This window comes from Nocardia sp. NPDC050717 (genome assembly GCF_040654275.1).
Classification (GTDB): domain Bacteria; phylum Actinomycetota; class Actinomycetes; order Mycobacteriales; family Mycobacteriaceae; genus Nocardia.
Window position 1 is genome coordinate 24,576 of the sequence record NZ_JBFAHR010000019.1, and the last position, 22,315, is coordinate 46,890.

Sequence of the window (22,315 nt, forward strand, 5' to 3'; positions counted from 1 at the left end):
CATTCGCCCCATGAGTTCGGAACTGCTCGTCGATGTCGCGGCGGGTGTCGCCGTGCTCACCCTCAACCGTCCCGCGCAGCAGAACGCGGTCACGCCGACGATGGCGGCCGAGCTGAGCGCCGCGCTGCGCCGGTGCGACCTCGAGGACGCGATCCGCGCCGTCGTGATCACGGGCACCGCGCCCGCGTTCTGCGCGGGCGCGGATCTGTCGGCCCGCGCGGGCGAGGTGAGCGCGACCCTCGATCCGCCGCCGTGGCAGGTCCGCAAGCCCGTGATCGCCGCCGTGAACGGGCACGCCGTCGGTATCGGCCTGGCGCTGGCCCTGCAGTGCGATCTGCGCTACTTCGCCAACGACGCCGTCTACGGCCTGAGCCAGGTCCGCCGCGGCGTGCTCGCCGACGGCTACGCGCACTGGACGGTGCCGCGCCTGGCCGGCCTGGCCAACGCCGCCGACATCATGCTCACCGGCCGCACCTTCGACGGCGACGAGGCCAAGTCGATGGGTCTGGCCAACGCGAGCCTGCCCGCGGGCGAGGTGCTGCCCACCGCCATGGCCGTGGCCCACGACATCGCCACCGGACCGGCCCCGCTCCCGGTGGCGCTGACCAAGCGGCTGATCTGGCAGAGCCTCGGGATGACGACGCCGACGATGGTCGGTCAGCTCGAGACCGAACTCAACGCGCACGTCGCCAAGAGCGTCGACGGCGGCGAGGCCATGGCCGCGTTCAAGGAACGACGCGCGCCGAAGTGGTCCGGCAGCATCAGCGCCGAGTGGCCCGCCGGCGACGCCGTCACCGAGCGCCCCGGGTTGGATTGACGCGTCAGAAGTTTCCGTTGCAGGACCCGGCCAGGTACAGCATCGCGAACAGCACCATGAGAATGGTGCCGATGATGCCCGCGATGTAGCCGATCATCACCTGCGAACGCCCACTGAGCGCGCCATAGGACTCGTCGATCTGGTTGAGCGCCCGCTTCCCGAGCACCCACGCGATCGGCCCGAAGATCCCACAGCAGAACGGGCTGAGCAGCCCGAGCACGAGGATCAGGTTCGCCTGCGGGTGCTCGACCGTCTCACCGATCGGCTGATTCGGAATCGCCACGCACCGAATTCTACTGTGCACGAGGGCCGCTGACGCGGTACTACGCGCGGAACGGAACTCACCCCGATCGAGGCCGCGACACACGACGACGAAAACCCGGCCCCGCACGACCCGACCTCGAGGAGGGTCCGCCGCGTCAGCGGCGGGTCGCGGCCGCGCCAGCGCTCAGATAGCCCTGCGCTGTCTGGCGATGTCGGCGAGGACTACGCCCGCCGCGACGGAGGCGTTGAGGGACTCCACCGGGCCCGCCATCGGGATGCTCAGGATCGAGTCGCAGTTCTCGCGGACCAGGCGCGAGAGGCCCTTGCCCTCGGAACCGACCACCACGACCGTCGGCACGCTGGCGTCGAAGTCGTCGAGGGTGGTGTCGCCGCCCGCGTCGAGGCCGACGATCTGGAAGCCCTGCGCGGCCCAGTCCTTCAGGGTGCGAGTCAGGTTGGTGGCCCTGGCGACGGGCAGCCGGGCCGCGGCGCCCGCGCTGGTACGCCACGCGACCGCGGTGACGCTGGCGCTGCGGCGCTGCGGGATCACCACGCCCTGGCCACCGAACGCGGCGACCGAGCGGATGACGGCGCCCAGGTTGCGCGGATCGGAGATGTTGTCGAGCGCGACGAGCAGCCCCGGCTCACCGGAGGTCTTCACGCGGTCCATCAGGTCGTCGGGGTGGGCGTAGCGGTACGGCGGCACCTGCAGGGCCAGGCCCTGGTGCATGCCGTTGGCGCTCAACCGATCCAGATCGGTGCGCGGCACCTCGAGAATCGAGATGCCCATGTCGGCGGCGCGCTGCACACTCTCGGTGAGCCGCTCGTCGTTCTCGGTGCCGACGGCCACGTAGAGCGCGGTCGCCGGGACATCGGCGCGCAGGCATTCGAGCACCGGGTTGCGGCCGAGCACCAGCTCGGGACCGTCGTCGGACTTGCGCCCGACGCGCGGCACCCCGGACTTGCCGGACGGCCGGTTCTGCTGCGCCGCTTTGGCTTTCGCCGCGGCGGCGGCCCGCTTGGCGGCGGGGTGCTTGGTGCGCGCCTCGGCGGGCGGGGTCGCGCCCCTGCCCTCGAGGCCGCGACGGCGCTTGCCGCCGGAGCCGACGACGGCACCCTTCTTGGTGCCGCCCTTCCTGATCGCTCCGCGTCGCTGTGAATTGCCTGCCATCAGTTCGCCTTTCCGCTAGATGCGCCCAGCGACCATTCCGGCCCCTGCGGGGTATCGGTGACCTCGATACCCGCTGCGACGAGCCGATCCCGTGCGGCATCGGCTGCTGCCCAGTCCTTCTCCGCCCGAGCGCTCGCCCGGCGATCCAGCTCGGAGCGGACCAGCACATCGAGCGCGTCGAGCGCCGCCGAATTGTCGGCGGCGGTGTACCAGTGCGGGTCGAGCGGGTCGACGCCGAGGATGCCGAGCATCGCGCGGACCTGACCGGCCAATTCGGCCGCCGTGTCCACCGTGCCCGCCTCCAGCGCGCGATTGCCCTCGTGCACCACGTGGTGAATTTCGGCCAGCGCCTTCGGAATCGCGAGATCGTCATCGATCGCGGCCGCGAATGCATCGGTCCATTTACCGATCGGGACCTCGCCGACGCGATCGAGCACGCGATGGACGAATGCCTCGATGCGCTGATACGAGGCGACCGCGTCGTCGAGTGCTTTGTCGGAGTATTCGAGCATCGAGCGGTAATGCGCGCTGCCCAGATAGAAACGCAATTCCACCGGGCGCACCCGGCTGAGCACATTCGGTACCGAGAGCACATTGCCGAGCGACTTCGACATCTTCTCCCCGCCCATCGTCACCCAGCCGTTGTGCAGCCAGTAACGCGCGAACCCGTCGCCGGCCGCCTTGGACTGAGCGATCTCGTTCTCGTGGTGCGGGAAAATCAAATCCATTCCACCGCAGTGGATATCGAATTCGGGGCCGAGATAGAACTCGGCCATCGCCGAGCATTCCAGGTGCCAGCCGGGCCGGCCGGGACCCCAGGGCGAGGGCCAGCTCGGCTCGCCCGGCTTGGCGCTCTTCCACAGCGTGAAATCGCGCGGGTCGCGCTTGCCGCGGGTGGGGGTCTCGCCCTGGTGCACGTCGTCGAGCTTGTGGCCGGACAGTTCGCCGTAGTTCGGCCAGCTCAGCACGTCGAAGTAGACGTCGCCGTCGGCGGCGTAGGCGTGCCCGCGCTCGATCAACCGCTCCATCAGCCCGACCATCTGGGTGATGTGGCCGGTGGCGCGCGGCTCGGCCGAGGGCGGCAGCACGCCGAGCACCTCGTAGGCCGAATCGAAGGCGCGCTCGTGCGTGGCGGCCCATTCCCACCACGGGCGGCCCGCCTCGGCGGCCTTGTTCAGGATCTTGTCGTCGATATCGGTGACATTGCGGATGAACCACACGTCGTAGTCGTGCGCGAGCAGCCAGCGGCGCAGCACGTCGAACGCGACGCCGCTGCGCACATGCCCGATATGGGGCTGGCCCTGCACGGTGGCCCCACACAGATACACCGAGGCACGGCCGGGGACCAGCGGGGTGAATTCCCGCAGGGTCCGCGTGTCGGTGTCAAAAAGGCGCAAGGTCACGGCATTCGATCCTAGTCGGTGGGATGGGCGTGCGGATGACCGGCCGGTTCGTGGCTCACCGGAAATCCGCGAGCGCGGTGGGGCCGGGCGGAGCAGCGGGTGTGGCGGCGGATTTGCCGGAGCCCGTCAGGGCCGCGGACAGTCCGCCAGCAGACAGGTGGCGATGGCGGCGACGCCCTCACCGCGGCCGGTCAGGCCGAGGCCGTCGGTGGTCGTGCCGGAGACCGAGACCGGCGCGTCGAGCAGTTCGCCGAGCACCTTCTGCGCCTCGGCGCGGCGCGGGCCGATCTTCGGGCGGTTGCCGATGACCTGCACGGCGGCGTTCACGACGGTGAAACCCTCCTCGGCCAGCAGCCTGCGGACCTCGGTGAGCATGGCGGCGCCGGTGACACCGGCCCACTCCGGGCGGCCGACGCCGAAGACGGCGCCCACGTCACCCAGGCCGGCGGCGGAGAGCAACGCGTCGCACAGCGCGTGCGCGGCGACATCGCCGTCGGAGTGACCCGCGCAGCCGTCGGCGTCTTCGAACAGCAGACCGGCCATCCAGCAGGGGCGACCCGGCTCGATCGGGTGCACATCGCTGCCGATACCGACTCTCATCGCGCGACCGCCTCGGTACCGCGATCCGCGGCGTCGGCGGTGGCCGCCACGCCCGTGGACTCCCCCCGGAGCGGGGCACCGCCCTCGATCGCAGGCGCATCCGCGCCGGTCGACGAAGCGGTCTCGGCCACACCAGCGGGGTCGACCGCGGTGGCGGACCGATCGGCGCACAGCGATTCGGCCAGTCGCAGGTCGAGCGGAGTGGTGATCTTGAACGCGAGCGGGTCGCCCGGCACGGTGCGCACGGCCGCGCCGAGGCGTTCGACCAGGCCCGCGTCGTCGGTGGCGCCGACCTCGGTGGCGTAGGCGCGGCGCAGCAGCTCGGCGTCGAAGCCCTGGGGTGTCTGGATGGCGCGCAGGTGCGCGCGGTCGGGAGTGCCGGTCACCACGCCCGCGTCGTCGACCGATTTCACGGTGTCCACGACGGGCAGGGCGGGGACGACGGCGGGACTGCCGGCGTGCAGCTCGGCCGCCACCCGCGCGATCAGCGCCGGCGGGGTGAGCGCGCGAGCGGCGTCGTGCACGAGATAGAACGCGGCATCGGGCGCGGCCGCGATCCCGGCGCGCACCGAGTCGGTGCGCTCGGCGCCGCCGACAACGACCTGCACCGGCACAGGGGGCATCGAACCGCCGGTCAGTGAGGTGGCGGGCAGCAGAGCGGTCGCGGATTCGACCAGGTCGGCGGGCACGACGACCACGACGCGGTGCACGGCACCGGACGCGATCAGCCCGTCGACAGCCAATCGGACCATAGGTATGCCGCCGACCGGGACGAACGCCTTCGGGGTGGATTCACCCAGGCGCACGCCACGACCGGCGGCAGGAACCAGTGCTACGACAGATCGCACTCTAGGAAGCCGCGGCGAGGACCTCGTCGAGCAGCGATTCGGCCTTGCCGTCGTCGGTGCCCTCGGCGAGCGCGAGCTCACCGACGAGGATCTGACGGGCCTTGGCCAGCATCCGCTTCTCACCGGCGGACAGGCCGCGGTCCTGCTCACGACGCCACAGGTCGCGCACGACTTCGGCCACCTTGTTCACATCGCCGGAGGCGAGCTTCTCGAGGTTGGCCTTGTAACGGCGGGACCAGTTGGTCGGCTCCTCCGTGTGTGGCGCGCGCAGCACCTGGAAGACGCGGTCGAGACCTTCCTGGCCGACGACGTCGCGGACGCCGACATATTCGGCGTTCTCCGCGGGAACCCGAACGGTCAGGTCGCCTTGCGCGACCTTCAGGACCAGATACTCTTTCTGCACACCCTTGATGGTGCGGGTCTCGATTGCTTCGATCAGCGCCGCTCCGTGGTGGGGGTAAACGACGGTGTCTCCGACCTTAAAAATCATGTGTCCCGTGCCCCTTTCGATGTTCACAGTTTAACATGCGACTCGATAACGGCGCGATCAACTGTGCAGGTCAGGGCCACAACGAGGCCATCGTAGGGGTTGACAACCCGAATTTGTTGTGCATCACGTTGTGCCAGAACGGGTTAACCACCAGCACAGCGGGTCGTCCTCGCGCACCGCCCGTCCGGCATCGATCCGGCAATCGGCCCCGAGACACCGAACTGTTACTTCCGCGCCCGCGCGTCGCGAGCCCGGACGCCACGCGCGCGAAGCGAACTACTACGCTGCCTAGTTACTACCCTCCGATCCACCCCCGGTGGACGGAGTGAGCCCGGTCGACATGGAGGACAAACCGTGACTGCCCTGAAAGCTGTGACCGCCACGTCGGCGCGACGTCGCATGGCGACGGTTGCCGCCCTCGCCGCTGCCGCGGGCATCGCCCTGAGCGGCTGCAGTGCCGGCCAGCACACCCAGACCTCGTCGCAGGCCGCCGCGATCAACGGCAACAACGCCGAGGTCGGCGCGATCGCCCTGCGCAACGTGCACATCGTGTACCCCGAGGCGTCCGCCGAGCACGACAAGGGCGGCAAGGCCGTCATCGCGCTGTCGATCATCAACGACAGCGAGACGGTCACCGACGAGCTGACCAGCGTCACCACCGACCTGGGCCCGGTGAAGCTGACCGGCCCGAGCGGCGACACCAAGTTCGTGCTGGCGCCGCAGCAGACCGTGGTCGCCGGGACCACCGCGGCAGGCGCCAAGCCCGCCGACGACCACGGCACCACGACCTCGGCCGCCCCGACCACCTCGGCCGCGCCGACCACGGCCGGTGACACACCGTCCAACGATCCGGCCGCCAAGCCCGGCACGATCGAGATCACCGGTCTGACCCAGAAGATCCACCCGGGCCTGACCTACAACGTCACCTTCAACTTCAAGGACGCGGGCACCGTGCAGGTGGCCGTCCCGGTCGACGCCGCCGCCAGCGAGCGCGTCGAGAACGAGCTGTCCGGCCCGGCCCCCGAGGGCGCGGGCGGGCACTGATTCCCCGTACGAGGAAAGCCGTCGCGGTGATCGCGGCGGCTTTTCTTTTTGTCGGAGCCGGTCCGTAGGGTGCGCGTGTGGCCAAGACCAAAGCTGTCTTCCGGTGCACCTCGTGCTCGCACGAGGTGTCCAAATGGGTGGGCAAGTGCCCGGAGTGCGGCGCCTGGGGCACCGTGAACGAGGTGGCCGTGTCGGCGGCCGCCGCGGCGCCAGGGCGGCGGGCGATGCTGCCGAGCACGGCGGCGGCGCCGCTGTCGCAGATCGACGCGAAGGTCACCCAGGCGCGCTCGACCGGGGTCAGCGAACTGGACCGGGTGCTCGGCGGCGGCGTGGTGCCCGGCTCGGTGGTGCTGCTCTCGGGTGAGCCGGGCGTCGGCAAGTCGACCCTGCTGCTCGAGGTCGCCCACCGGTGGGCCGCGCAGCGCAGCGAGACCTCGCTGTATGTGACCGCCGAGGAGTCGGCGGGCCAAGTGCGGCTGCGCGCCGACCGCACCGGGGCCGTGCACGACCGGGTGTACCTGGCGGCCGAGTCGGATCTGTCGATCGTGCTCGGCCACGTGGAGCAGGTGCGGCCGACGCTGCTGGTGGTCGACTCGGTGCAGACGATGCTCGCCCCCGAGGTGGACGGGGTGATCGGCGGTGTCACCCAGGTCCGCGCGGTGACCGCGGCGCTGACGTCACTGGCCAAGGCCAGCGGCATCGCCGTACTGCTGGTCGGGCACGTCACCAAGGACGGCAACGTCGCCGGGCCGCGCACGCTCGAGCATCTCGTCGACGTGGTGCTGCAATTCGAGGGCGACAAGAACTCCACGCTGCGGATGATCCGCGGCATCAAGAACCGGTTCGGCAGCGCCGACGAGGTGGGCTGCTTCGAACTGCACGAGGACGGCATCGCGTGCGTCGACGATCCGTCCGGGCTGTTCCTGCACCACCGCACCGACACCGTGCCGGGCACCGCGGTGACCGTCGCGATGGACGGCAAGCGGCCGCTGGTCGCCGAGGTGCAGGGCCTCACCGTGAAGACCGAGATCCCGCAGCCGCGCCGGGCCGTGAGCGGCCTGGACTACAACCGCGTCGCGATGGTGCTGGCCGTGCTGCAGAGCCGGGGCCGGGTGTTCCTCGGCAAGCACGACGTCTACGCGGCGACGGTCGGCGGCATGCGCCTGGTCGAGCCGACCGCCGATCTGGCCATCGCGCTGGCCATCGCCTCCGCGGAGGCCGATATCGCGCTGCCCGCGGGCTGGGTGATCCTCGGCGAGGTCGGGCTGGCCGGGGAGGTCCGCAAGGTCACCGGGCTCACCAGGCGGCTGGCCGAGGCCGAGCGCTTGGGCTTCACGACCGCCCTCGTTCCGCCCGGATCGGAGCGGACCAAGATCGGTTCCATGCGCATCCACGAGGTCGGCGATCTGCGCTCGGCACTGCGACTGGCCTCGCTCCGCAAATCCCGCGCAGCCAAAGAAGCCGTCCCGGTGGAATAACCCGGGCAAACCTCCGTTATCGGTGAAATCGCACAATTCCCCGCCAACGACGGTTGACGTCGACACCGATCTTGCGAACCCTGCAAATCAACCGAACTCGAACATGTGAGTTATAGCGCACCCGCACAATGCCAGGTCCCGCTGGAGAAGCGGGTGCGTGGCCCGTTCAGTCGGCCAGATTGAAAGGCTCCGCCGCGCTGCGAACGGCGCCGAGCTGAGCGACGACCATGTAGGCGCCCGCGGGCACCTGCAGCCGCTCGCCCGCGCACTCCGGCTGGGAGGTGGTGCCGAACCAGGTGCCCTTGTAGGACAGCTGCTCGCCCGCCTTGAGCGTCTTCACCTCGGGCGGCCCGTCGGGATTGCAGTCGTTGCTCGCCCACAGGCGGCGCTGGCCGTCGAGCGTGTACACCAGGAACTGCGGGCCGGGCCCCAGATCCCGCGAGCAGGCCGCCGAGGAGATGTTGGTGATCACCGTGCCGAAGGCGGGCTGGTCGCCGACGCGGTAGGTCGGCTGGCCGACCGTCACCTTCAAGGCCAGCGACTGATCGCCGCAGGGTTCGGCGGCCGGCTGCGCCGCCGTCGAACTGGCCGGCGCGCCGCTGGTGGCCGAGCTGGTCGCCGAACCGCTGGTCGCGGTGGTGCTGCTCGACTCGGTCGCGCTGGTGCTCGACTCGGCACTGCTCGTCGTGGCCGAGGTCGTGGTGGCCGCCGCGTTGTCCCCCGAGGAGTCCCCGCCACGCGCGACCATCGTGACGAGCCAGATCACGATCGCGAGCGCGACGACGATGACGCCGATGGCGAGTGCCCGGCGACGCCAGTAGATCTCGGGAGGCAACGGTCCATTCGGTTCCAGCACGCCTCAACGGTAAGCGCACCGCGCGGACGAGCGCTCGATGACCTCGGCGTGTCGGGGTTTCAGACCGTCTCGCCGATATTGCCGACGACCCGGCGCAGGTGCACGCGTCCGTCCTCGAGTTTGTAGGTGACGCTCGCGATCGCGCACTGCCCGGTGGCGACCTTCTGCGAGATGATCATCGACCGCTGCATGAGCAGCCTGCTGGTCTCCACCACGTGCCTGGCCTCGAACTCGTCGATCGAGGACAGGCCCTCGCGGCGCCCGACCAGGATCGACGGCGTGACCCGCTCCACGACGCTGCGGATGAATCCGCCCGGCACCTCACCGCCGTCGAGCGCGTCGATGGTGGCCTTCACCGCGCCGCAGCTGTCGTGGCCGAGCACGACGATCAGCGGCACGTTGAGCACCTCGACGCCGTACTCGATCGAGCCGAGCACGGAGCTGTCCACCACGTGACCGGCGGTGCGCACGACGAACATGTCGCCGAGCCCCTGGTCGAAGATCAGTTCGGCGGCGACGCGGGAATCACCGCAGCCGAACAGGATCGCGTGCGGATGCTGGCCGCTGACGAGCTTGGCCCGGTCGGCGGCGCCCTGGCTAGGATGCATCAGAGTGCCGTTGACGAAGCGTTCGTTGCCTTCGCGCAGCGACTTCCAGGCACTTATCGGATTGGAACCAGGCATAGCGACCATTGTGCACAGGCCGTGGGTTACCAGCGAGTCCGGCGCGTTACGCGTCGGCAACGAGTGCCTGGCCGAGGCGGAACGGGAACAGTGAGTATCGACGCGGAAGTCCTGCTGGATTGGTTCGGCGAGACGGCGCGCGATCTGCCGTGGCGCAAGCCGGAGGCGACCGCGTGGCACATCCTGATGAGCGAGATCATGCTGCAGCAGACCCCGGTGGTGCGGGTCGAGCCGATCTGGCGGGAGTGGGTGGCGCGCTGGCCGGTGCCCTCGGCCATGGCGGCCTCCTCGCAGGCCGAGGTGCTGCGGGCGTGGGGCAAGCTCGGGTACCCGCGCCGGGCGCTGCGGCTGCACGAGTGCGCGCGGGTGCTGGCGACCGAGCACGGTGATGTGGTGCCCGCCGACGTCGATGTGCTGTTGAGCCTGCCCGGAATCGGCGCGTACACCGCCCGCGCGGTGGCCTGCTTCGCCTACGGACAGCGAGTTCCGGTGGTGGACACCAATGTTCGACGCGTCGTCGCCCGCGCCGTGCACGGCCGCGAGGTCGGCAACCCGTCCTCGCGCGACCTCGCCGAGACCGAAGCACTGCTGCCTGCCTCGGTGCCGCGCGCCGCGAAGTTCTCCGCCGCGCTGATGGAACTCGGCGCGCTGGTCTGCACCGCGCGCAACCCCGACTGCGCCGCCTGCCCGCTGCCCACCTGCGCGTGGGTCAGCGCGGGCAAGCCGGTCGGCGAAGTGGTCCGCAAGGTGCAGAAGTACGAGGGCACCGACCGGCAAGCGCGCGGGCGGCTGCTCGATGTGCTGCGCGACGCGTCGGGTCCGGTCGAGCGGGTGCGTCTGGATCTGGCCTGGACCCGCGACCCCGGCCAGCGCGCGCGGGCATTGGACTCGTTGCTCGTCGACGGGTTGATCGAGCAGACCGACGACGGACTGTTCGCCCTGGCAGGCGAGGGCGGAGCGAATTAGCCGCGAGCGAGGTCCGAGCGCGGCGATCCGGTTCGCGCGCAACCCGACGCCGCGACCGCGCCGGTCCCGCTGACTCCGTGCGCTCGGCTGAGAATCCACCGATCGTCTCGTCTACGCCGACCGAACACCGCCGCCCAGGGGCCGAACGCGTCGATCTCCGCGACCAGATCCGGGTGCTCCCGGTGGAAGGGTGCTGGTCGTGCACCCGAGCGCCCGGCTGAATCGGGTGAGCAAGTCAGTCGAGCACCCATTGCAGGAACCCGCTGACATGCTCGCGATACACATCCGGCCGCTCGTCGTGCACCAGGTGACCGGCACCCTCGACCAGCACGTACTCGGCGGCGGGGTTCAGCTCCGCCATCGTGCGCATCTGGCCCGGCGGGGTGATGGTGTACTCACCCTCGATCAGCAGCGCGGGCATGCGCAGGGACTTCCATTCGGCCCAGAAGTCGCGCACGCCCCACTCCTCGGAGATCGCGCGGAACGTGTCGACCTCGCCGTGCAGACGATAACCGTCGGCGGCGGAGGTGAACGCGCGCAGGAAGTAGGCGCCCGCGACCGGTCCGAAATAGTCCAGCACCGCGCGGTCGTCGGGGAAGGGCTGGGGCCAGGAGTGGATCAGCTCGGCCCAGTGCGCGGCCGTGCGTCCGGTGAAATCAGGGGCGATGTCCTCGACGACGAGCGCGCGTACCCGCTCGGGGTGGGTGGCGGCGAAGACCCAGCCATGGATGGCGCCCATCGAATGCCCGATCACGACCATCGGTTCGGTGATCCCCGCGGTGAGCTCGGCGAGATCGGCCACGAACGCCTCGGTGGTGAGCTCGGCGGGCGGCGTCCGGCCGTGGCCCGCGGCGTCGACGGTGTACACGTGGCCGAAGTCGCGCAGCCACGGCAGCTGATCGGTCCAGGTGCGCGCGCTGCCCATCAGGCCGTGCAGCAGCAGGATCGGGACGCCGGTCCCACCTTCGTCGTACAACACCCGCCCGATTGTGCCAGCGCAGGCGCATACCGGAACCGGGTTGTTCGCCGAGCGGTCGTATTGTCGGCGGCATGGCTGTTGTGAAGATCAATGCGATCGAGATCCCCGAGGGCGCCGGCCCGGAGCTGGAGAAGCGCTTCGCCGCGCGTGCGCACGCGGTGGAGAACTCCCCCGGTTTCCTCGGCTTCCAGTTGCTGCGTCCGACCGCGGGCGAGAACCGGTATTTCGTGGTGACCCAGTGGGATTCGGAGGAATCCTTCGCGGCGTGGCGCGACGGGCCAGCGCGGGCCGCGCACGCGGGTCATGGCGGCGAGGGCGAGCGGCCCAAGCCGGTGTCGACCGGTGCCTCGCTGCTGGAATTCGAGGTCGTCCTCGACGTGCCCGCCAAGGCCTGACGACGGCGTTTCCCCAGGGCACGCGGGTGCGCGTATTGACGTGCATGGTCCGCGACTGTCACAGTTCGGGTGAAAACACGCGTGGGTGCGCGGTAATTCCGGTGTGAATCCGGAGCGGTCGCGCCACTGTAAAGCCAGACACCGGCACCCGCGTATCGCTCGACCATGGGACGCGTATCCCTGAGGAGGAACCCGAATGGCCATCGCGCATTCACCCAGCCGGTCCACCGGCCTGGACACCCTGGCGACCGTGCTCGTCACGGCAGGTGTCGTTCTGCTCGCACTGCTCACCCTGTACCTGGTCGGTTTCGATCAGGGCGCCGTCTCGCGTAGCGGGATGTTTCTGCATGAGCTGATGCATGACGGACGTCATCTGCTGGGTGTTCCGTGCCACTGACCGGATCACTCAAGACCCTGCTGTTGCGCGGCCTGCTCGCCGGTCTGATCGCCGGTCTGCTGGCCGCCACAGTGGGCTACTTCGTCGGCGAGCCCCAGGTGGACGCCGCGATCGCCATCGAAGAGGCGGGCACCACCGATCATCACGGCGGTGCGGAAGCGCCGGCCGGGCATTCACACGGTGGCGAGGACGAACCGCTGGTCAGCCGGACCGGGCAGAAGGCGGGTCAGTTCCTCGCGCTCGGCCTGGCCGGGATGGCCTTCGGCGCGCTGTTCGCGGCCGTGCTGAATCTCGCGCGCCGGTTCACCGACCTGCCCGGACCGCGTTTGGCGCTGGCCACCGCGGTGCTCGCGTGGGCAGCGATCGTGGCGGTGCCGTTCTTCAAGTACCCGGCGAACCCGCCCGCGGTCGGTGATCCGGAGACGATCAACGAGCGCACCTGGTTGTGGGTCGCCGCGGTCGTGCTCGGTCTGCTCGCTGTCGCGGCCGCGGTCGCGGCGTATCGGGCGCTGGCCGGGCAGCTGGACTCGCTGCGGCTGATCGCGGGAGTCGGGGCGTTCGTGCTGGTCACCACGCTCGGGTATGTACTGCTGCCCGGGGTGAACGAGGTGGCCGAGGACTTCCCCGCGACGCTGCTCTGGCGTTTCCGGGTGGCCTCGCTCGCCGAAACCACCACGCTGTGGGCGGCATTGGGCCTGGCCTTCGCCGCGCTCACCGAATTCGCCTCGCGGCGTAGCACTCCCGTATCGGGCGCGGTCGCTACCGCGGGGTGATTCGCCCCGGTACACCAGCCGGGCAGTGTCGGATTCATGACCGACACTGCCCGTTCTGTTTCCGCCTATCGATCCGTTTCCGGCCACCGGCCCACCGCGGTCGGCGTCGCGTTCGGCGCGCTGATGACCGCGTTGGCCGCGGGCGCCGCGGAAGGACTGCTGCGGGCGACCCGCGGCGGTGGCGAGTTCGGCGCGACGGCGGCGGGGTTGCTCCCCCGGCTCGCCATCTATCTCGTCGTCGCGGCCGTCGCCCTGTACATGGTGCGCGGCAGCCGGGTGGCCCGCGCGCTGCTGACCGTCGGGATCGGCGTGGTGGGGCTGCTCTCGCTGATCATCGAGCCCCTCGCGGTGCTGCTGTCCACCGACGACTACGGTGCGCTGTTCACCGACATGGCGCCGTCCTCCGCCGTGCTGGCGGGCTGCCGGGCCGTGCACATCGTGGCGGTGGTGATCGCGATCCCCGCGATGTACACCCCGGCCGCGCACCGCTGGTTCACCCAGCGCTGACCGATTCCCCTGGCGCAGCCGGTCTGCCGGCTGCGCCAGAGTCTGGTCACCGATCAGGGATCAGATCAGCTCGGCGTCCAGCTCCACCTCGGCCACACCCGCGAGGGCCTTGCTGACCGGGCAGCCGTTCTTGGCTGCGGTCGCGGCGGTGTAGAAGCCCTCGGCGTCGAGACCGGCGGCGACGGCCCGCACGGTGAGCTTGATCTTGCTGATCCGGAAGCCGCCCGCCGGGTCGGGCCCGAGGGTGACGTCGGCGGTCACGTCCAGGCTCTCCGGCGTCCCGCCCACGTTGGCGATCTCGGCCGAGAGCGCCATCGAGTAGCACGACGCGTGCGCCGCGCCGAGCAGCTCCTCCGGGCTGGTGCCGTCGGCCGCGTCGGCCACGCGCCGCGGGAAACTCACATCGAACTTGCCTGCACCGGAACTGACCAGCTCGACCTGCCCCGATCCATCCTGCAGCCCGCCTGCCCAGAGTGTGCGTGCGCTACGAGTCGGCATATCAACTTCCTTCGTGTGTGCGGTGTGGGACGTGTCCGAAGGTACTCGCCGGCGCGTGGCTCAGGGTGCGGTGCTGGTGATTTCGTCGAGCCGTTCCAGCTTCTCCGGCCACACCTGTTGATGCAGGTCGCGTATGGCTTCGGTGGGGAAACCGGAGTGCCGCAGCCGCAGGCGGATGCCGCGGGGCTGTTTCCGGAATTCGGCGGCGACGACGGTCTCCACGCCCTCGGTGGCGGCGGTGACCCAGGTGAACTCGATCCGGCGATCCGGCTCGAGCAGCAGGATACGGCCGTAGTGCGGGTTGCGCTTGTCGGCGGTGCCGGTGTCGAAGTAGAGCGGTTCGTTCACGCCGGGTCGCCCGAGGACCGATCCGGGAACGGCCAGCCACAGGTCGAGGCCCTTGGTCCAGGCCGCGTAGAGGAGGCTGGGAGGTGCCTTCATCACGCGCTCGACCGTGAGCTCGTGCGGTCGCGCAGACAGGTCCGGGGGGCGAACGGCTGACTGGTCCATCAGCCGACCTTACCGGCCGCGACCGGCCGATCACCGCATCGGGTGCGCGCCAGCGTCACTCGGGATTGGTGACGCGGGCGAGCACGATGCCGCCGAGGATCAGCGCCAGCGCCAGCATCCGGCCCGCGCTGAGCGGATCCTTGTGCACGACGACACCGAGGCTGATCGCGCCGAGCGCCCCGATCCCGGTGAACACGGCGTAGGCAGTGCCGACCGGCAGCGTCTGCATGGCCCTGGCCAGCAGGTACACCGCGAACGAGCCGAGGGCGACGCACAGCAGGGTCGGGCCGAGTTTGGTGAAGTTCTCGGTGGGCTTGATGGTCTGGGACCAGATGATCTCGACGAGACCCGCGAGTCCGAGCACGATCCAACTCATCGCACGTAATCCTTTGCCAGCGTGGTGACTTCGGTGAGGGCGGCGGCGAGCGAGGACTCGTGCTCGGCGCGCAGGTGGGCCAGGTTCGGGTCCTGGACGGCATTGGCGAGCTCGGCGTGCACGAACACCGTGTCGGTCACCGCGAAGTGCCCGGCGAAGAAGTCGCGCAGGTAGCGCTCCTGGTAGTCGAACGCGGCCTTGGGCGCGCCCGGCGAGTAGGCACCGCCACGGGCGCTGACCACCACGAACCTGCGGTGCCCCAACGACATTCGCGGAAAGGTGACCTGGTCGAGCCAGGCCTTGAGCGCGGCCGGGATCGAGTAGTTGTACATCGGCGTGCCGATGAGGACCACGTCGGCGGCGAGCAGCTGGGCCAGCAGCGGTTCGACGATCCGCCAGGCCGCGCGCGCCGCGGGCGTGCTCGCGAGCTCCGGCAGCCGGTCGAGGTCGGTCGCGCCCGCGGCCAGCACGGCGTCGCACAGCTCGGTCCACCCGGCGCCGATGAAGGGCGTCGGCTCGGCGGACAGATCGCGGTAGGTGTATTCGCCCCCGGGCGCCGCGGCCCGCCAGGCGCGGACGAATTCCGCGCCGAGCCGACGGCTGACCGAGGTGGTGCGCGCGCTGGCGTCGAGGTGCAGGAGGTGAGTCATCGGAACCCTTCCCATAACTGGACGTTACGTCCACTTCGCTGATTCCACGACGATAGACGACAAGTGGACACCTTGTCCACATATTCTCCGCTGGGCTACAGTCGAAGCCATGGAGCCCCGATCCGACCTGCTCACCGGCGCCGCGCCCCCGCCCGCCGAGCGCACCGACGCGGCCCGCAACCGGGCCAAGGTGCTCAGCGCGGCGGCCGAACTCTTCGCCGCCAACGACCCGCGCACGGTCACCATGGACGACATCGCCAAGGCGGCGGGCGTCGGCCGCGGCACCCTCTACCGCCGCTACCCCGACCGCACCGCGATCGCCGTCGCCCTGCTCGACGAGCACGAGCGCGCCCTCCAGGAACAGCTCATGCGTGGCGCGCCGCCCCTCGGCCCCGGCGCGCCACCCGGTGAGCGGCTCGCCGCCTTCTACGCGGCGATGATCGAATTGCTCACAGCCCACGCGCATCTGGTACTCGGCGCGGAAACCGGTGGTGCGCGCTTCGCCACCGGGGCGTACGGATTCTGGGCCGCGCACGTGCGCGCGCTGCTCGTCGACGGCGATGTCGCACAGCCTGATTCGCTGGTCGACGCGGTGCTCGCGCCGTTGGCCGCCGAGGTCTATCTGCATCAGCGCGAGCGGGGGCTTACCCCCGAACAGATCACCGAGGGTCTGCACACCCTTGCCCACCGGCTACTGGGCTGACCCGCCGGGCCGGGCCGCCACGACCCGCGCAGCTCGCACCGGGTAGCAGCGGCCCAGCAGTTCGCGCGTTTCACGCCAGGTCGCGGCGGCTCACCAGCCAGACGGTGCCGCCGGCGAAGACGACGAGGTACACCGCGAGAACCACGAAAGACTCTCCCCGCGTGAGGATGTCGAGGACCCCGGGTGTCGCCGGGCCGTCGACCGAACGCATCGCACCCGCCAGCGAACCGGCCGCGGTTCCGGGCAGCAGGTCGGTGACCACCTCGATCGGGCCGAAGATGCCCGCCACCCCGCGCAGCAGATTCTCGACCACGAGCACCCAGACCAACCCGAGGCCCACCGCCAGCGCGGGGCCGCGGGCGATGGCGCCGATCAGGCCGCCCGCCAACGTCCACATGCTCAGAATGGCTGTGCCCGTGGCGATTCCGAGCAGAGACCGGTCGACCGAAGGCAACGTCATCGCCTGCCCCTCGGTGACGGCGATCAGCGAGGCCACCCCCACGTCCACCACGAAGGCCACGCCGACCAGCGCGAACACCACCACGAGCAGGCTCAGCAGCAACCCGCCGACCACACTCGCGCGCCGCGGTCCCTGGGTGAACACCGTCTTCCAGGTGCCCCACCCGTACCCGCTGCCCACCGCCAGCGCGCCGAGGATGAGCATCAAAGCGCCACCGAACATGGCCATGCCCTGGGTGAACACCTCGGGCACCGCGGCGGGGAGCAGCCGGCCGAGCAGCACATCGCGCGGCAGGCCGTCCGACATCCCGCCGCTCTCCCCCGAGGTGTAGGCCAGGTAGTTGAACAGGTAGGCGAAGGTGAGGTTCAGCAGCACCCAGGTGCCCAGGATGATCCAGAACGCGGGCCATCGGCCCAGCCGCACCGCCTCCGCGCGCATGGTCGACCACAGTTCGTTCGGCACACCGGTCATTTCGCCACCTCCGCGGCAGTCATCTCGAAGAACACTTCTTCCAGGGATTTCTCATCGACGCGCAGTTCCAGCAGGTCCGCGCCCGCCGCGAGGACCGCGCGGGCCACGGCAGGAGCCGCCGCGGCCGTCGTCTCGACCCGGAGGCCGGCACCGGCCGGGCGCACCGGCGCGTCGACCACGGCGCCGATCGCCGCGGCGGCGACACTCACCGGCTCGGCGCGCACGAGCAGCGATGCGGTGCCGCGCAATTCGGCGACCGTCGACTCGGCGAGCAGCCTGCCGCCGGAGATCACGCCGACCCGATGGCAGATCTCCTGCACCTCGGCCAGCTGATGACTCGACAGCAGCACCGTGTGACCGTCGGCGGCGAGATCGACGATGAGCGTGCGCATCTCGGCCAGTCCGGCGGGGTCGAGGCCGTTGGTCGGCTCGTCCAGGATCAGCAGGTCGGGGTGTCCGAGCAGGGCGGCGCCGACCCCGAGGCGCTGTTTCATGCCGAGCGAGTAGGTGCGGAAGCGGTCGTCCGCCCGGTCGGCGAGGCCGACCCGCGCGAGCGCCGCCTCGACCGCGGCGCCGTCGTGGCCGCGGTAGCGGGCGAGCACCCGCAGGTTGTCGCGGCCGGACAGGTACGGATAGAAGCCGGGGCCCTCGATGAGGACGCCGATCCGGCGCAGCACGGCCGGATCGCCCGGCGTGCGGCCGCGCACGGTCGCTGTCCCCGAGGTGGGCCGGATGAGTCCGGCCAGCATGCGCAGGGTGGTGGTCTTGCCCGCGCCGTTGGGTCCGAGGAAGCCGTAGATCTCGCCGGCCGCGACACGCATGCTCACCGCGTCGACGGCCAGGTGTTCGCCGTAGCGTTTGGTCAGCCCGTCGGTGACCACGAGGGAATCGTTCATGGACTCAGAATCGGCGCCCGACCCGGTCCACCACATCCGTCGCCGAGCGGCTTCGGCACTACGCCGCGCGGCGCAGGCGATGTCGGCGTATGCCACCGACACCACGGGCCGGCCCCGGCTCGATGCCGGCCGTTCGCCACGCCGACCGGCCCCGGTACGGAGCTGCCCCGGAATTACGCGCGCAGGCCGACGCGAGCGCGGCCGCTACGCAATAGGGTGAATCGGGTGGGAGCGTCTGCGAAATGGGAGCGTGGCTCGGTCGTCGTCGACTGGGGCCTCGCGGCGGTGGTTGCGGTGATCCAGCTCGCCGGAAGTTCCGGCGCCAACGCGCATCAGACGGGTGTGCGTTCCCTCGACGCGTTCGCGTATCTGTTGCTGCTCGCCGGTCCCATCGCCCTCGGGTTCCGGCGACTGCTGCCCGAACCGGTGCTGCTGGTGGCCCTGTTCGCCGCCGTGGTCTACGTGCTGCGCGACTACGGGTACGGACCGATCTTCCTCTCGCTGGTCATCGCGTTCCTCACCGCCGCGGTGCAGGGGTCGCGCTGGCGCACGTATCCGATCGTGGCCATCGGCTTCCTCACGATGGTGTGGCCGGTGCCGGCGCTGCTCGGCCACGAGACCGGCGCCTGGCCGATCTTCGGCCTGCTCGCCTGGCTGGGCGTGCTGATCGGCATCGCCGAGGGGATCCGGTCCCGCCGGGCGGTGGTGCTCGCGCGCAGGCAGCGCGCCGAGGCCGCCGAACGGGACAAACAGGCCCAGCAGGCGCGAGCGGCCAGCGAGGAACGTCTCGCGATCGCCAGGGAACTGCATGACGTTCTGGCGCACAGCCTTTCGCTGATCAACGTGCAGGCCTCGGTGGCGCTGGAACTGTTCGACCGCAAGCCGCAGCAGGCCGCCGCCGCGCTGGCCACCATCAAGACCACCTCCAAGGAGTCGCTCACCGAGGTGCACACGCTGCTGCACGCGATCCGCAGCGGCGCACCGGTCGCGCCCGTCGTCGACGAGATCGCCCCCGCGGCCGAGGCGCAGGCGCCCACCGCAGCGCCCGAGCCGCCGCGCCCGGCGCCGCGCATGCCCGCCCCCACCCTCGAAGACCTCGAGGCGCTGCTCTCGCGCACGCGCTCGGCCGGGCTCAGCGTCGACACCAAGATCATCGGCACCCCCAAGAAGCTGCCGAGCGTGATCGATGTGGCCGGAGCCAGGATCATCCAGGAATCGCTGACGAACGTGGTGCGGCACGCGCCGGGCGCGAGCGCGCTGATCACCCTGCGCTACACCCCCACCTCGGTCGACATCACCGTCGACAACACCCGCCCCACCGGTGTCGCGCCCCGAGGTGGGCCGGGTGGAAACGGCATCATCGGGATGCGCGAGCGCGCCCACGCCCTCGGCGGCGCGCTCACCGCGGGGCCCAAACCGTCCGGCGGATTCCGGGTGGCGGCCAGATTACCCACGCGGGCGATGTCGGCGCCGGACGTGACCGAACAGACGACGCCGCCCGGTCCGGGGAAGGCCGCGGGCGAACCGGGTACCGGCACGGCAGCGAGCGCGGGCCGAGCGGAGAACGCGAGTCAGCCGGGCGCGACCCGGGATACGGCCGCGCGCCGGTCGGACACGGCCCGTTCGGTCCCCGGCGCCTCCGCGAGCGGGGAGCCGACCGCATGAACCAGCCTCCGCCCCAGCCAGTCCGGGTCTTGGTCGCCGACGACCAGGCGCTGGTGCGCGGCGGATTCGTAGCGCTGCTCGACGCCCAGGACGACATCGAGGTCGTCGGCGAGGCCGAGAACGGGGAGCAGGCCGTGCGGATGACGCGCGCGCTCGTGCCCGATGTGGTGTTGATGGACATCCGCATGCCCATCCTCGACGGTCTCGCCGCCACCAGGATGATCGCGGACGACCCGCAGCTCGCCGAGGTGCGCGTGGTCGTGCTGACCACCTTCGAGCTCGACGAGTACGTCTTCGAGGCGATCCGTTCCGGCGCCGCCGGATTCCTGGTCAAGCACACCGAACCCGCGGATCTGCTGCGCGCGGTGCACGTGGTCGCGGCAGGCGACGCGCTGCTCTCCCCCGGCGTCACCCGGCGGCTGCTCGCCGAGTTCGCGACCCACGCGAAGCAGCCGCCGCCCGCCGCACTGGCCGAGCTCACCGACCGCGAACGCGAAGTCATGGCGCTGGTGGCCGAGGGCCTGACCAATGCCGAGATCGGCGCGCGCCTCTACCTCAGCCCGGCCACGGCGCGCACCCACGTCAGCCGCATTCTCACCAAGCTGGGTGCCCGCGACCGCACCCAGCTCGTCGTCCTCGCCTACGAATCCGGCCTGGTCCGGCCGGGCTGGCAGTAGCGGCGCGACCGGGAATCAGACCCCGGGGTTCGCCCCGCGCCGCTCCTCCTCGGTGAACTCGGCGCGCGGCGCTCCGGGCGCGGCGGCCTGTGCCCGGCGCGAGTACGCGGCGGCCGCGCCGAACGCGCCTGCCACGCCGGCGGGCGAGGCGGCGTAGGTGATGGCCTGACCGGGGGCGATGCCGAGATTGGTGCCGATGGCGACCGCGTCCATGTTCGCGCCGAGGAACAGGAAGGTCCAGTCGTAGCGCTCCTCCTGCTGTTTGATCAGCGAGCGCACGGCCTCGTTGGTCCACTCCCGGCTGGAGTTCTCGTGGCCGTCGGTGAGGACGACGACGATCACCGTGCCCGGCCGCTCGTGCTCCGGCCGCGCGGCCAGTTCGGCGCCGACATCGGTGACCAGCTTGCCGATCGCGTCGTAGAGCGCCGTTCCCCCGCGCGGCACCAGATTCGGCGGCGGCACCTCGGCCAGCGGACGATTGGCGTAGACCACCTCGTAGCTGGTGTCGAACTGCGCCAGCGTCACGTCGATGGTCTTCGGCACAGCCCGCTGCTGCTCGAAGTAGGCGGCCAGCCCGCCTTCGGTATCGGCCTTGATCGTCTGCATCGACCCGGACCGGTCGAGCAGCACCGCGATCAGCGAGCGATTGGAATCCGTCATACCCACACCCCCGTGCTTGTTTTCCGTGAACGATTCCCACCGTACGCCGGACCACCGACCCGCGAATGCCACCGCAAGCGGGCGAAAAGGTATCGCCAAGCACCCGTTGCGACCGTCGTTCCCATGGGCCTGGTCTATGTCTTCTCCCGCATCACCCGAGCCGAGGCGGCCCTGCTCGCCGAGGCCCCCGACACCGCCGACGAGCTGCTCGAATCACTGCACGAGCGTGACGATCTGCCCAGCGGCGACCTCGACAAGGCCTGGGACGGGCTGCGCTGCCTGCTGACCGCGGCCCTCGACTTCGACCTGCTGCGCGAAGACGAGACGAGCACCCGCGAGGACTGCCTCACGGTCTGGTCGCCCGACGAGATCGCCATCGCCGCGGCGGTTCTCGCCGCCACGCCCTTCGACCAGCTGGCCGAACACTTCTCGCCGGAGTTGATGGACGAGGAGGGCGCGCTCCCCGACATCTGGGACCAGGAGTGGAGCCTGGGCTATCTGCGCGACGCCTACGACGTCCTGCGCATCTTCTTCACCCACGCCGCCACCACCGATTCGGCGGCGCTGGCCCGATTCGAATAGTTACTACTGGCGACAAGGAGAAATGGTATGGGGTTGATCATGTCGTTCACCAGGGTGAGCGCGGCGGATCTGGAGCGGATCAGCGCGGTGACAGAGGTGCTCGACGAGTTTCTGGATGAGCTGGAAAGCCCGCAGGGCGAGCCGAGCGGGTATCTGGACAAGGCCTGGGCGGGATTGGAATACCTCTTGACGGAAGCTCGCGTCGGCGTCGACCTGTTCTATACCGGCAGGCCGCTCGCCAGGGACAACTACTTCGCGTGGAGCCCCGACGACGTCGCCGACGCGTCGCGGCGGCTGAACAAGTTCCCCTTCGACGAACTCGCACTCTTCTACGACCCGGCGGCGATGGACGCCGCGCGTCTGTACCCCAACATCTGGGTCAGGGACGGTGACGACGGCTTGCGGTACCTCCGGCATCACTACTACGGGCTGGTCGACGTGTTCGCGTACGCGGCCGACCGCGGGTCCGGATTCCTCCAGCACTTCGGCTGACACC

Annotated in this window: 28 protein-coding genes and 1 pseudogene; 13 read left to right on the forward strand and 16 right to left on the reverse strand. The window is 70.4% G+C overall.

Annotated elements, in window-relative coordinates:
- The first annotated feature begins 10 nt into the window (after positions 1 to 10).
- Positions 11 to 817: an enoyl-CoA hydratase-related protein gene (locus AB0H56_RS28150; protein ID WP_357168739.1), complete on the forward strand. Its 807-nt coding sequence runs from the start codon at positions 11 to 13 to the stop codon at positions 815 to 817.
- A gap of 4 nt (positions 818 to 821) precedes the next feature.
- Here the strand turns inward: AB0H56_RS28150 and AB0H56_RS28155 are convergent, their stop codons facing one another.
- The 6 genes and pseudogenes from AB0H56_RS28155 to carD form a co-directional block, all read right to left on the reverse strand.
- Positions 822 to 1,100, reverse strand: a complete 279-nt coding sequence (locus tag AB0H56_RS28155; RefSeq protein ID WP_357168741.1) for a DUF4190 domain-containing protein — start codon at positions 1,098 to 1,100, stop codon at positions 822 to 824.
- A gap of 165 nt (positions 1,101 to 1,265) precedes the next feature.
- A complete protein-coding gene (rlmB, locus tag AB0H56_RS28160; RefSeq protein ID WP_357168743.1) occupies positions 1,266 to 2,252 on the reverse strand; it encodes a 23S rRNA (guanosine(2251)-2'-O)-methyltransferase RlmB in 987 nt (328 codons plus the stop codon).
- On the reverse strand, positions 2,252 to 3,655 hold the full coding sequence (gene cysS, locus AB0H56_RS28165; RefSeq protein WP_357168745.1) for a cysteine--tRNA ligase: 1,404 nt from the start codon (positions 3,653 to 3,655) through the stop codon (positions 2,252 to 2,254). Before cysS ends, rlmB begins: the two co-directional genes overlap by 1 nt.
- A 126-nt stretch (positions 3,656 to 3,781) precedes the next feature.
- Positions 3,782 to 4,255: a 2-C-methyl-D-erythritol 2,4-cyclodiphosphate synthase gene (gene ispF / locus AB0H56_RS28170; RefSeq protein ID WP_357168747.1), complete on the reverse strand. Its 474-nt coding sequence runs from the start codon at positions 4,253 to 4,255 to the stop codon at positions 3,782 to 3,784.
- Positions 4,256 to 4,425: 170 nt separating this feature from the next.
- Positions 4,426 to 5,103 (reverse strand): annotated as a pseudogene (ispD, locus tag AB0H56_RS28175) (2-C-methyl-D-erythritol 4-phosphate cytidylyltransferase); the annotation flags it as partial.
- Position 5,104: 1 nt separating this feature from the next.
- A complete protein-coding gene (gene carD, locus AB0H56_RS28180) occupies positions 5,105 to 5,593 on the reverse strand; it encodes an RNA polymerase-binding transcription factor CarD (protein ID WP_019044685.1) in 489 nt (162 codons plus the stop codon).
- A gap of 372 nt (positions 5,594 to 5,965) precedes the next feature.
- Between carD and AB0H56_RS28185 the strand changes: the two genes are divergently transcribed.
- Entirely contained in the window at positions 5,966 to 6,637 is a 672-nt protein-coding gene (locus AB0H56_RS28185) for a hypothetical protein (protein ID WP_357168749.1), read from the forward strand.
- Positions 6,638 to 6,714: 77 nt separating this feature from the next.
- Complete coding sequence (radA, locus tag AB0H56_RS28190) at positions 6,715 to 8,115, forward strand: DNA repair protein RadA (protein ID WP_357168751.1); 1,401 nt, start codon at positions 6,715 to 6,717, stop codon at positions 8,113 to 8,115.
- A gap of 166 nt (positions 8,116 to 8,281) precedes the next feature.
- Here radA and AB0H56_RS28195 read toward each other — a convergent pair whose 3' ends face one another.
- Positions 8,282 to 8,971 (reverse strand): hypothetical protein, encoded by a 690-nt coding sequence (locus AB0H56_RS28195; RefSeq protein WP_357168753.1) that lies wholly within the window; start codon positions 8,969 to 8,971, stop codon positions 8,282 to 8,284.
- Between the two features lie 59 nt (positions 8,972 to 9,030).
- Positions 9,031 to 9,654, reverse strand: coding sequence for a carbonic anhydrase (locus AB0H56_RS28200; protein ID WP_110041365.1), 624 nt, complete (start codon positions 9,652 to 9,654; stop codon positions 9,031 to 9,033).
- Between the two features lie 90 nt (positions 9,655 to 9,744).
- On the opposite strand from AB0H56_RS28200, the gene AB0H56_RS28205 reads away from it, so the two are divergent.
- Positions 9,745 to 10,620 carry an A/G-specific adenine glycosylase gene (locus AB0H56_RS28205; protein WP_357168754.1) on the forward strand — a complete coding sequence of 292 codons (876 nt, stop codon included), beginning with the start codon at positions 9,745 to 9,747 and terminating at the stop codon, positions 10,618 to 10,620.
- A 235-nt stretch (positions 10,621 to 10,855) separates the two neighbouring features.
- Here the strand turns inward: AB0H56_RS28205 and AB0H56_RS28210 are convergent, their stop codons facing one another.
- Positions 10,856 to 11,599, reverse strand: a complete 744-nt coding sequence (locus AB0H56_RS28210) for an alpha/beta hydrolase (RefSeq protein ID WP_357168756.1) — start codon at positions 11,597 to 11,599, stop codon at positions 10,856 to 10,858.
- A 71-nt stretch (positions 11,600 to 11,670) separates the two neighbouring features.
- On the opposite strand from AB0H56_RS28210, the gene AB0H56_RS28215 reads away from it, so the two are divergent.
- From AB0H56_RS28215 to AB0H56_RS28230, 4 genes are all read left to right on the forward strand, one after another.
- Positions 11,671 to 11,994, forward strand: coding sequence for an antibiotic biosynthesis monooxygenase (locus AB0H56_RS28215; RefSeq protein WP_232996257.1), 324 nt, complete (start codon positions 11,671 to 11,673; stop codon positions 11,992 to 11,994).
- A gap of 196 nt (positions 11,995 to 12,190) precedes the next feature.
- On the forward strand, positions 12,191 to 12,391 hold the full coding sequence (locus tag AB0H56_RS28220; RefSeq protein WP_067977397.1) for a CbtB-domain containing protein: 201 nt from the start codon (positions 12,191 to 12,193) through the stop codon (positions 12,389 to 12,391).
- Positions 12,382 to 13,164 carry a CbtA family protein gene (locus AB0H56_RS28225; protein ID WP_357168758.1) on the forward strand — a complete coding sequence of 261 codons (783 nt, stop codon included), beginning with the start codon at positions 12,382 to 12,384 and terminating at the stop codon, positions 13,162 to 13,164. The genes AB0H56_RS28220 and AB0H56_RS28225 overlap by 10 nt, the downstream gene beginning before the upstream one ends.
- A 36-nt stretch (positions 13,165 to 13,200) precedes the next feature.
- Positions 13,201 to 13,671 (forward strand): hypothetical protein, encoded by a 471-nt coding sequence (locus AB0H56_RS28230; RefSeq protein ID WP_357168760.1) that lies wholly within the window; start codon positions 13,201 to 13,203, stop codon positions 13,669 to 13,671.
- A gap of 60 nt (positions 13,672 to 13,731) precedes the next feature.
- Here AB0H56_RS28230 and AB0H56_RS28235 read toward each other — a convergent pair whose 3' ends face one another.
- The 4 genes from AB0H56_RS28235 to AB0H56_RS28250 form a co-directional block, all read right to left on the reverse strand.
- On the reverse strand, positions 13,732 to 14,169 hold the full coding sequence (locus AB0H56_RS28235; protein WP_357168762.1) for an OsmC family peroxiredoxin: 438 nt from the start codon (positions 14,167 to 14,169) through the stop codon (positions 13,732 to 13,734).
- A gap of 60 nt (positions 14,170 to 14,229) precedes the next feature.
- A complete protein-coding gene (locus tag AB0H56_RS28240; RefSeq protein WP_357168845.1) occupies positions 14,230 to 14,610 on the reverse strand; it encodes an SRPBCC domain-containing protein in 381 nt (126 codons plus the stop codon).
- Between the two features lie 124 nt (positions 14,611 to 14,734).
- A complete protein-coding gene (locus tag AB0H56_RS28245) occupies positions 14,735 to 15,055 on the reverse strand; it encodes a multidrug efflux SMR transporter (protein WP_110041373.1) in 321 nt (106 codons plus the stop codon).
- The gene (locus AB0H56_RS28250; RefSeq protein ID WP_357168764.1) at positions 15,052 to 15,705 is read right to left on the reverse strand and encodes an NAD(P)H-dependent oxidoreductase; all 654 of its coding nucleotides are present in this window, start codon (positions 15,703 to 15,705) and stop codon (positions 15,052 to 15,054) included. Before AB0H56_RS28250 ends, AB0H56_RS28245 begins: the two co-directional genes overlap by 4 nt.
- 109 nt (positions 15,706 to 15,814) lie before the next feature.
- On the opposite strand from AB0H56_RS28250, the gene AB0H56_RS28255 reads away from it, so the two are divergent.
- Complete coding sequence (locus AB0H56_RS28255; protein ID WP_357168766.1) at positions 15,815 to 16,408, forward strand: helix-turn-helix domain-containing protein; 594 nt, start codon at positions 15,815 to 15,817, stop codon at positions 16,406 to 16,408.
- 70 nt (positions 16,409 to 16,478) lie between these two features.
- On the opposite strand, the gene AB0H56_RS28260 is transcribed toward AB0H56_RS28255, so the two are convergent.
- A complete protein-coding gene (locus AB0H56_RS28260) occupies positions 16,479 to 17,339 on the reverse strand; it encodes an ABC transporter permease (protein WP_357168768.1) in 861 nt (286 codons plus the stop codon).
- A complete protein-coding gene (locus AB0H56_RS28265) occupies positions 17,336 to 18,235 on the reverse strand; it encodes an ABC transporter ATP-binding protein (RefSeq protein ID WP_357168770.1) in 900 nt (299 codons plus the stop codon). The genes AB0H56_RS28260 and AB0H56_RS28265 overlap by 4 nt, the downstream gene beginning before the upstream one ends.
- Positions 18,236 to 18,460: 225 nt before the next feature.
- Here AB0H56_RS28265 and AB0H56_RS28270 point away from each other — a divergent pair, with 225 nt between their 5' ends.
- Both AB0H56_RS28270 and AB0H56_RS28275 read left to right on the forward strand, forming a co-directional pair.
- Positions 18,461 to 19,900, forward strand: a complete 1,440-nt coding sequence (locus AB0H56_RS28270; protein WP_357168772.1) for a histidine kinase — start codon at positions 18,461 to 18,463, stop codon at positions 19,898 to 19,900.
- Positions 19,897 to 20,577, forward strand: a complete 681-nt coding sequence (locus AB0H56_RS28275) for a response regulator transcription factor (RefSeq protein WP_357168774.1) — start codon at positions 19,897 to 19,899, stop codon at positions 20,575 to 20,577. Before AB0H56_RS28270 ends, AB0H56_RS28275 begins: the two co-directional genes overlap by 4 nt.
- A gap of 15 nt (positions 20,578 to 20,592) precedes the next feature.
- On the opposite strand, the gene AB0H56_RS28280 is transcribed toward AB0H56_RS28275, so the two are convergent.
- Entirely contained in the window at positions 20,593 to 21,237 is a 645-nt protein-coding gene (locus AB0H56_RS28280) for a vWA domain-containing protein (RefSeq protein ID WP_357168776.1), read from the reverse strand.
- A 123-nt stretch (positions 21,238 to 21,360) separates the two neighbouring features.
- Between AB0H56_RS28280 and AB0H56_RS28285 the strand changes: the two genes are divergently transcribed.
- Both AB0H56_RS28285 and AB0H56_RS28290 read left to right on the forward strand, forming a co-directional pair.
- Complete coding sequence (locus AB0H56_RS28285) at positions 21,361 to 21,819, forward strand: DUF1877 family protein (RefSeq protein ID WP_357168778.1); 459 nt, start codon at positions 21,361 to 21,363, stop codon at positions 21,817 to 21,819.
- A 27-nt stretch (positions 21,820 to 21,846) separates the two neighbouring features.
- Entirely contained in the window at positions 21,847 to 22,311 is a 465-nt protein-coding gene (locus AB0H56_RS28290; RefSeq protein WP_357168780.1) for a YfbM family protein, read from the forward strand.
- Positions 22,312 to 22,315 lie beyond the last annotated feature (4 nt).

Coding starts and splice junctions, on each gene's coding strand:
- AB0H56_RS28150 (WP_357168739.1), top strand. CDS start 11: ATGAGTTCGGAACTGCTCGTCGATGTCGCGGCGGGTGTCGCCGTGCTC.
- rlmB (WP_357168743.1), bottom strand. CDS start 2,252: ATGGCAGGCAATTCACAGCGACGCGGAGCGATCAGGAAGGGCGGCACC.
- ispF (WP_357168747.1), bottom strand. CDS start 4,255: ATGAGAGTCGGTATCGGCAGCGATGTGCACCCGATCGAGCCGGGTCGC.
- carD (WP_019044685.1), bottom strand. CDS start 5,593: ATGATTTTTAAGGTCGGAGACACCGTCGTTTACCCCCACCACGGAGCG.
- AB0H56_RS28200 (WP_110041365.1), bottom strand. CDS start 9,654: ATGCCTGGTTCCAATCCGATAAGTGCCTGGAAGTCGCTGCGCGAAGGC.
- AB0H56_RS28215 (WP_232996257.1), top strand. CDS start 11,671: ATGGCTGTTGTGAAGATCAATGCGATCGAGATCCCCGAGGGCGCCGGC.
- AB0H56_RS28220 (WP_067977397.1), top strand. CDS start 12,191: ATGGCCATCGCGCATTCACCCAGCCGGTCCACCGGCCTGGACACCCTG.
- AB0H56_RS28230 (WP_357168760.1), top strand. CDS start 13,201: ATGACCGACACTGCCCGTTCTGTTTCCGCCTATCGATCCGTTTCCGGC.
- AB0H56_RS28235 (WP_357168762.1), bottom strand. CDS start 14,169: ATGCCGACTCGTAGCGCACGCACACTCTGGGCAGGCGGGCTGCAGGAT.
- AB0H56_RS28240 (WP_357168845.1), bottom strand. CDS start 14,610: ATGAAGGCACCTCCCAGCCTCCTCTACGCGGCCTGGACCAAGGGCCTC.
- AB0H56_RS28245 (WP_110041373.1), bottom strand. CDS start 15,055: ATGAGTTGGATCGTGCTCGGACTCGCGGGTCTCGTCGAGATCATCTGG.
- AB0H56_RS28250 (WP_357168764.1), bottom strand. CDS start 15,705: ATGACTCACCTCCTGCACCTCGACGCCAGCGCGCGCACCACCTCGGTC.
- AB0H56_RS28255 (WP_357168766.1), top strand. CDS start 15,815: ATGGAGCCCCGATCCGACCTGCTCACCGGCGCCGCGCCCCCGCCCGCC.
- AB0H56_RS28260 (WP_357168768.1), bottom strand. CDS start 17,339: ATGACCGGTGTGCCGAACGAACTGTGGTCGACCATGCGCGCGGAGGCG.
- AB0H56_RS28265 (WP_357168770.1), bottom strand. CDS start 18,235: ATGAACGATTCCCTCGTGGTCACCGACGGGCTGACCAAACGCTACGGC.
- AB0H56_RS28275 (WP_357168774.1), top strand. CDS start 19,897: ATGAACCAGCCTCCGCCCCAGCCAGTCCGGGTCTTGGTCGCCGACGAC.
- AB0H56_RS28280 (WP_357168776.1), bottom strand. CDS start 21,237: ATGACGGATTCCAATCGCTCGCTGATCGCGGTGCTGCTCGACCGGTCC.
- AB0H56_RS28285 (WP_357168778.1), top strand. CDS start 21,361: ATGGGCCTGGTCTATGTCTTCTCCCGCATCACCCGAGCCGAGGCGGCC.
- AB0H56_RS28290 (WP_357168780.1), top strand. CDS start 21,847: ATGGGGTTGATCATGTCGTTCACCAGGGTGAGCGCGGCGGATCTGGAG.